4 protein-coding genes and 1 pseudogene are annotated in these 6,682 nt (G+C 43.0%); 3 read left to right on the top strand and 2 right to left on the bottom strand.

Going from position 1 to position 6,682, the window contains the following annotated elements; translation table 11 throughout:
* Window positions 1-405: 405 nt before the first annotated feature.
* A complete protein-coding gene (locus UF06_RS01130; RefSeq protein WP_045568805.1) occupies window positions 406-1,659 on the bottom strand; it encodes an HD-GYP domain-containing protein in 1,254 nt (417 codons plus the stop codon).
* 256 nt (window positions 1,660-1,915) lie between these two features.
* The gene (locus UF06_RS01125) at window positions 1,916-2,332 is read right to left on the bottom strand and encodes a GFA family protein (RefSeq protein WP_052702488.1); all 417 of its coding nucleotides are present in this window, start codon (window positions 2,330-2,332) and stop codon (window positions 1,916-1,918) included.
* A 474-nt stretch (window positions 2,333-2,806) separates the two neighbouring features.
* Between UF06_RS01125 and UF06_RS01120 the strand changes: the two genes are divergently transcribed.
* From UF06_RS01120 to UF06_RS01110, 3 genes and pseudogenes are all read left to right on the top strand, one after another.
* The gene (locus UF06_RS01120; RefSeq protein ID WP_045568804.1) at window positions 2,807-2,998 is read left to right on the top strand and encodes a cold shock domain-containing protein; all 192 of its coding nucleotides are present in this window, start codon (window positions 2,807-2,809) and stop codon (window positions 2,996-2,998) included.
* A 241-nt stretch (window positions 2,999-3,239) separates the two neighbouring features.
* Entirely contained in the window at window positions 3,240-5,960 is a 2,721-nt protein-coding gene (gene acnA, locus UF06_RS01115) for an aconitate hydratase AcnA (RefSeq protein ID WP_045568803.1), read from the top strand.
* A 354-nt stretch (window positions 5,961-6,314) separates the two neighbouring features.
* Window positions 6,315-6,682, top strand: a pseudogene (locus UF06_RS01110) (transposase); the annotation flags it as partial.

Below are 6,682 nucleotides of genomic sequence, written 5' to 3'. Positions count from 1 at the left end.
CGATACCGAAGTATCAAATTGGTCACTCAGTTCATTGATAAATCTTTTGGATTATCATCAACGAGTGCCCACACAGATTGATAGGTTTATATTGTTAAAGAGCTTGCTTTTTGAGAAGCTTTTCTCTCGAAGCGGAGGTGAATTCTAGCGAGTTAATTTGAAGAGTCAAACACTTTTTCAAATTTCTTTCTTTAGAAGATTTACCCTCTTACTGTACTGCTGAAGCCTTGTGGCGTCTGCCGTGTCAGTGGATGCGCATTATAGGGAACGCTTTTTTCTTGGCAAGTGAAAAATCGCGTTTTTTGATAAAAAAACGCTTAAGCGAACATTATTCACTCAAACGCCCATTTTCTCTTAATTTATATTCAGCTTGCACAGAGGATATTCACAAAACCTTGTGGATAACTAGTCATCACTATCAAAGAAGTAAGAGATCCGCGATCTAGGATTCAGGTACTCTTTCACTTTTTCAGGTAATTTGCTGGGGTGAATAGCACTGATAATCTTAATGTCTTTATCGGCAAGATCGATGATCGGAGCCTGCGTTCGAGGCACAGTAGGATCATAGACCAGTACATTTGGGTAAAGGAGATGAGATGCGTTCACCGAAATAACTAAACCAACCATGTTATTGGAAAGCTGAACGACCGTGCCCGGAGGGAATACCCCCATGAATTTGATCAAAATGCTAAGATTCTCAACATTATAAAGATGCTTACAGTTCTTATATAAGAAGGAAAGCGCTGTATAAGGTATCTTTTGCTCCGCCTGCACGTTATGGTGGCACAAGTTATCAAAAGCATTGGCAACGGCAATCACTTGAGTGAGTTCATCAATGTCTGCACCTTTTAGTCCTTCAGGATAACCCGAGCCATCGTTCATCTCATGATGCTGTGCTATCACTAACTTGGCACTTTCAGGGAAGTCGCCGATGGTACTCGCCAAATCAACACCGTATTTAGTATGCAACTTGAGATAGTTAAACTCGGGCTCGGTCAGAGGTGTCTGCTTACGGATGATCGCTGAGGGCACTTTAATTTTGCCAATATCGTGAAAAAGAGCGGCAAAAGAGAGCTCTTTCAAACGCTCAGCATCAAAGCCTTTCGCTCGGCCTATCATCATAGCGATCACAGATACGTTAAGTGAATGAAAATAGATGTCTTCAAATTCACTCTTCCCACTCATCAAATGCAAAGTGACATTGTCATCACTCATAAGTTTTTCAACAATATCGTCAATGAGCTGTTTTGCTTCATCAACCGCATCCATCGGCCGATTACGTATCTTCGTCATGACGGAGCGCATTCTTGCCAATGAACGCTCGAACTCTTTCTCACATTGAATCACACGGCGTCGATATGAACTGAGTTTTTCAATGCGCTTTTGCTTTTCACTCCATAATTTTTTGGTTTCGACATCCAGTTTATCTGACTGGCTTTCATCGTGACTTGCGGTTTGATTGGCAGGAAGAGGCTGTGTATCACTCTGACTCACATTCAGATAGACGTACTTCACGCCGAGGTGGCGAATCATGTCGACCTGTTCCTGATCTTTAATTTTGAAACTATTAAACAGGAAGGGGTGTTCGTTCCACTTCAATGGCAGACGTATATGTAATCCAGGCTGAATACGATCTACAGTAATTTTAATCGTTGACACTTCTCGTTCTGACCTAAAATTGCTACGTAAGTTGTGAATATTACTGGAGATTGCGAGTTAATTCATCAATAACACTTCACACTCATATTGGTAAAGCTAATAAAAAGGCGCCGACAACATCATGAGCACCACTTTCAATACTTAGAAAGTTGTCAACTCATCTCATATGTAGTAAACAGACAGGCGAGTACTACTTTCTTCTTAAGTACAAGATAGCTGACAACAGGCTAAGTTGCAGATAACTCAAGTGTGCTTTCTATGAATTTCTCTTGATTTGCAATAACTGATTTAACTCCTTCATCGACGGTATTGCTGCAAACTGTGTTCCTTGTCCGCCGATCTCGTCCCACATTGCTTTGTTGGAAACATACAACTGGGCTACGACTCTCTCATCACCAGCTTCATCAAGCAATCCAGCGGGTACCCAATACTGTTTTTGGTTGTCCATCAAATACGGAACGCTACTGCCGCATTTTTGGCAAAAATCCGAACGATAGCCAGACTCCATTCGATATGACTGGATCACATCAAGACCACTAAGCCATTTAAACTGATCTCTATCTAAAAAGTTCGCAGTATCAGATGAAGAGCCTGACAGCTTGCGACATTTAGAGCAGTGACACTGATACAAGTTGGGTAATGGCTCCTCTATTTTTAAAACTGACCGCACCACAGAGGCATTTTCCTTCTATCGCCAGGTATCCTATCAAAAAGCTTTGCGTCAGTCTTTCATGGTATAGAAAGGAGAGTAAATAGATGCTCGACTTGTTTGCGTGGTAACGGGAATGAGGAGAGACGCTTCATACGACTTTAGGTCACACGGACAAAAGTGAGTTGTAGCACTAGCTAAACTAGCAAATCGCGAATTATTAGAAAGAGGGCAAATACCTGCTCGTTGCACCAAATTAAAATATGACCGAGGACTAAACTGACTATTTTCAATTTAAGGCCTATACTTAACGTAGCTCCGCAAATTTGAGTTATTTCCCATTATAAAACAAGTTTCCTTTAACAGTAATTTTTGAACTTATCGTTTAACTTCTGCGACAGATCTCTTGAGTGACTATGAAATAACTCTAGTTATCAGAGCGTAACCTATGGAATAAGCCGAGGTATATATATCTGACAGAGAAACTGGAACAGTTAAATGATTAAATGGCTTAATGAGAATAGAGGCTTTGGATTTATCACCAAATATATTGATGGAATAGATACTTTTGCTCATTTCCTTTCAGTTTGCTCTAATGGGTTTAAGACTGTATTGGCAGGACAAAAAGTCAGCTTTGAAGTTGGGCCCGTTGAGGAAGGTCCAAAAGCACCAAATGTCCCTCTCATCTAGATACGCTTGGAGGCATACTAATCAAAAGCTTTACCTTCACTTTTTAGTCCAGCTATTATTTGATTGCAAAAGTCCAGTCTAACTTCGTCCTTCGTTTGGAACTCCAAATCTACTCCCTTTAGGTTATAGATTTGCAGTTGATTAAAACGATTTGGATGGAAAACAAAAGTATACCAGAAAATATCTATATGCCAGAACGCTCATTTTATAAGGATAAGACATCATTGAAAGGAAATAGATCATGATACCTACCAACGAAAATACATGGCGCCAAAAATATCGAAAATCACTGAATATAAAAGGCATTGAATATATATACTGGTCATTAAAAAAAGTTGCTCAAGATTATCAGGTAATCCTGTCCAAAATTCCGTTTACTAAACGTCTTCTTATTGAAAATGTCATGCGTCAAACCTCTGATTTAAATGAATCATCTCGGATTATAGGAGCATTGTTCTTTAAAAATACGACGCTCAATTCAGAGCACAACGGTAACTCATCAGAGTTTAGTTTCTATCCTAGCAGAGTACTGATGCAGGATTATACCGGGATACCTGCTTTGGTCGATCTGGCCGTTATCAGAGATGCGGTTGTACAAGCTGGCGGGGATCCGAGCCATGTCACGCCCCAGTGTCCGGTAGATCTTGTCATAGACCACTCGTTGATTGTTGATCAGTCAGGTTCAGAGTCCTCAATAAATACGAATCGTGAACATGAAATGACACGAAATAGAGAGCGCTATACCTTCCTAAAATGGGCACAAAAAAATTTCCGTAACTTGACCGTGATACCGCCTGGTAAGGGCATATGCCATCAAGTGAATCTGGAATATCTATCACACGTTGTTCGTGTAGACGAAAATGGAGTGTTAACACCAGATACTGTTATAGGAACCGACAGCCACACGACTATGGTAAATGGGTTAGGCGTGCTTGGTTGGGGAGTCGGCGGCATTGAAGCTGAAGCCGTAATGTTAGGTCAGCCGATCAATATCGCTGTTCCACGTGTTGTCGGCGTGCGTCTTGACGGACAATTGCGTCCAGGGGTTACTGCAACTGATCTGGTTTTAACGATTACAGAAAAGTTAAGGTCCCACGGAGTGGTTGGTAAATTCGTTGAGTACTATGGTTGTGGCTTAGCGCACTTATCTGTGGCAGACCGTGCTACGCTTGCCAATATGGCTCCAGAGTATGGCGCTACATGTGGTTTTTTCCCGATTGACAAAAACACAATTGCCTATTTAACGCTGACAAACCGCCCCTCATCACTGATCGAGCGAGTGCGTGCTTACGCTCAAGAGCAAGAGCTATGGTGGGATACAAACAGCTTCTCACCTGAGTATGATGAAGATGTTGTAGTGGATTTATCTGCAATTGTCACTTCAATAGCAGGCCCCAAACGACCTCAAGATAGACTCAACATCAGTGCAATTAAACAAGCGACTCTTGATCAATGTTCTATAGAAGGTGCCTCAAACTCAGACCCGTCAGGCTCATCTAGACACTTAAAGCATGGTGATGTTGTCATTGCAGCCATCACCTCATGCACTGACACATCGAACCCTGCTGTTATGCTGACGGCGGGGCTGGTTGCTATGGCAGCAGTAAAAAAAGGGTTGTCCGTTCCTAGCTATGTCAAGACTTCTCTCGCACCCGGCTCATTAACTGTCGCTCGATATCTTAATGATACGGGCCTGCAACATTACCTCGACCTATTGGGATTTAACCGAGTTGGATACGGCTGCACAACATGCATTGGTAACTCTGGCCCACTGAAAAAGAATCTTGAAACCGAGATCTTGGAGAGAAGCCTGAACGTATCGGCAGTACTATCAGGCAATCGAAACTTTGAAGGCAGAATACACCCCTCTGTTAACCTAAACTGGCTTGCCTCGCCGCCATTAGTCGTCGCGTTCGCGTTAGCGGGCACGACCTGTATTGACTTAGAAAACGACCCGATTGCTATCAATGATAACAATGAACCTGTCTATTTAAGAGATCTTTGGCCAAGCCAAACCATGCTGAATGAAATGCTGAATCAAGTAGATAAGAGCCACTTTCGATTGAGCTACGACAACATTAGTAAAGGTGATGAAAGCTGGGAACAATTGTCGATGAAAGACAGTCCCTGCTACCCATGGGACGAATACTCCACGTACATACAACGCCCTCCGTTTTTGGAAATACCACCGCCGACTTTTCCTGTTGAATCAGCGCGTATACTAGCCATTTTAGGGGATTCAATTACAACCGACCATATTTCACCCGCGGGGCGCATTTCAGAACATAGTCCGGCGGGTCATTATTTGCTTTCAAAAAACATTCGCCCAGAAGAGTTCAATAGTTACGGAGCACGCCGAGGAAATCATCACGTCATGGTTCGTGGGACTTTTTCCAATATACGTTTGGAAAACAAAATCGCCTTCCCGACCAGAGGCGGTGTCACGCGATATTACGGCGATACCAAACTGGATAACTGTAACATGTCGACGACTGAAAATGCTCCTCCAGTCATACCTATTTTCGACGCGAGCAGAAGGTCAATCGAGCTTCACGTCCCGTTGGTAATATTTGCTGGCAAAGACTATGGTTCAGGTTCTAGCCGGGATTGGGCTGCAAAAGGATGTTTGTTATTGAATGTAAAAGCGGTCATCGCGGAATCCTTTGAACGGATTCATCGCAGTAATCTGGTCGGTATGGGCGTATTGCCACTGCAACTAACGAGACAAGGTGAATTCGATGCACTCGTCCTAGAAGGTAATGAGACGGTTTTTATCGCGCCAAATGAATCTCTTAAGCCCTTACTAGAGCTAAACATTATCGTCGTAACCGACCGAGGTTCAGAGCATATCATTCCCGTTATTGCACGCATCGATAATCCAAAGGAGCTAGAATATTTCAACTCGGGAGGCATTCTCAAGTATGTCCTCAAACAGTTAGAAATGAATATGCCGATAGCCTAATAGTGCTCTGCGCCTTTAGCGTCGGATTATCTAAGTTTAAGAAAACGTACAAGAGGACTTTGTGATTCGAGATCTATTTAAAACAGGTTCATTTCGGTCTACTTAATGCAATTGCCGACCCGCAGCGCAGCCAACCGTTTCGCCATGTTTGCCTGAATACGATCCATGCTCCGCTACGGGCACTCACACGCCATTTCCTACCATGGCATGATGGAGAGCTTAGGTTCCCGTTAATCCAACATGAACTGTAACACTTTCAGACACCACTGGATGGAAGAAGTGGCCCCCGATTTTCGGACATGACTTTAAGTGGTCGATCTGTTTTGATAGTACCCAACAATACAGGGACAGATTATGACTAGAAAACGTAGAAACCACTCTCCTGAGTTTAAAGCTAAGGTGGCACTCGATGCCGCTAAAGGCGATAAAACCGTCGCTGAGTTAGCTCAGAAATACAACCTGCACGCTAACCAAATCTCGACATGGAAAAAGGAGCTGCTTGAAAACGCAGCCATGATTTTTGCCACCGAAAATCACACAGGAAAAGAGAATTCCGAAGAAGTGGACAAACTTCACGCCAAGATCGGTCAATTGACCATGGAAAATGATTTTTTGGCCAAAGTGCTCGGTCGTTAGACCGAGCCCAGCGAAAGAGTTCGCTGGTTAAATCCACCCCATTGCCGATAAAGCGCCAGTGTGAGCTGCTCAATATTGCTCGCTCT

It is taken from the genome of Vibrio sp. S234-5, from assembly GCF_000960595.1.
Classification (GTDB): Bacteria; Pseudomonadota; Gammaproteobacteria; order Enterobacterales; family Vibrionaceae; genus Vibrio.
This window is presented reverse-complemented; position numbering and strand designations above follow the sequence as displayed.

Bases quoted from the DNA above. Each gene is read 5' to 3' on its own strand.
- acnA (WP_045568803.1), top strand. From the start codon at position 3,240: ATGATACCTACCAACGAAAATACATGGCGCCAAAAATATCGAAAATCA.
- UF06_RS01120 (WP_045568804.1), top strand. From the start codon at position 2,807: ATGATTAAATGGCTTAATGAGAATAGAGGCTTTGGATTTATCACCAAA.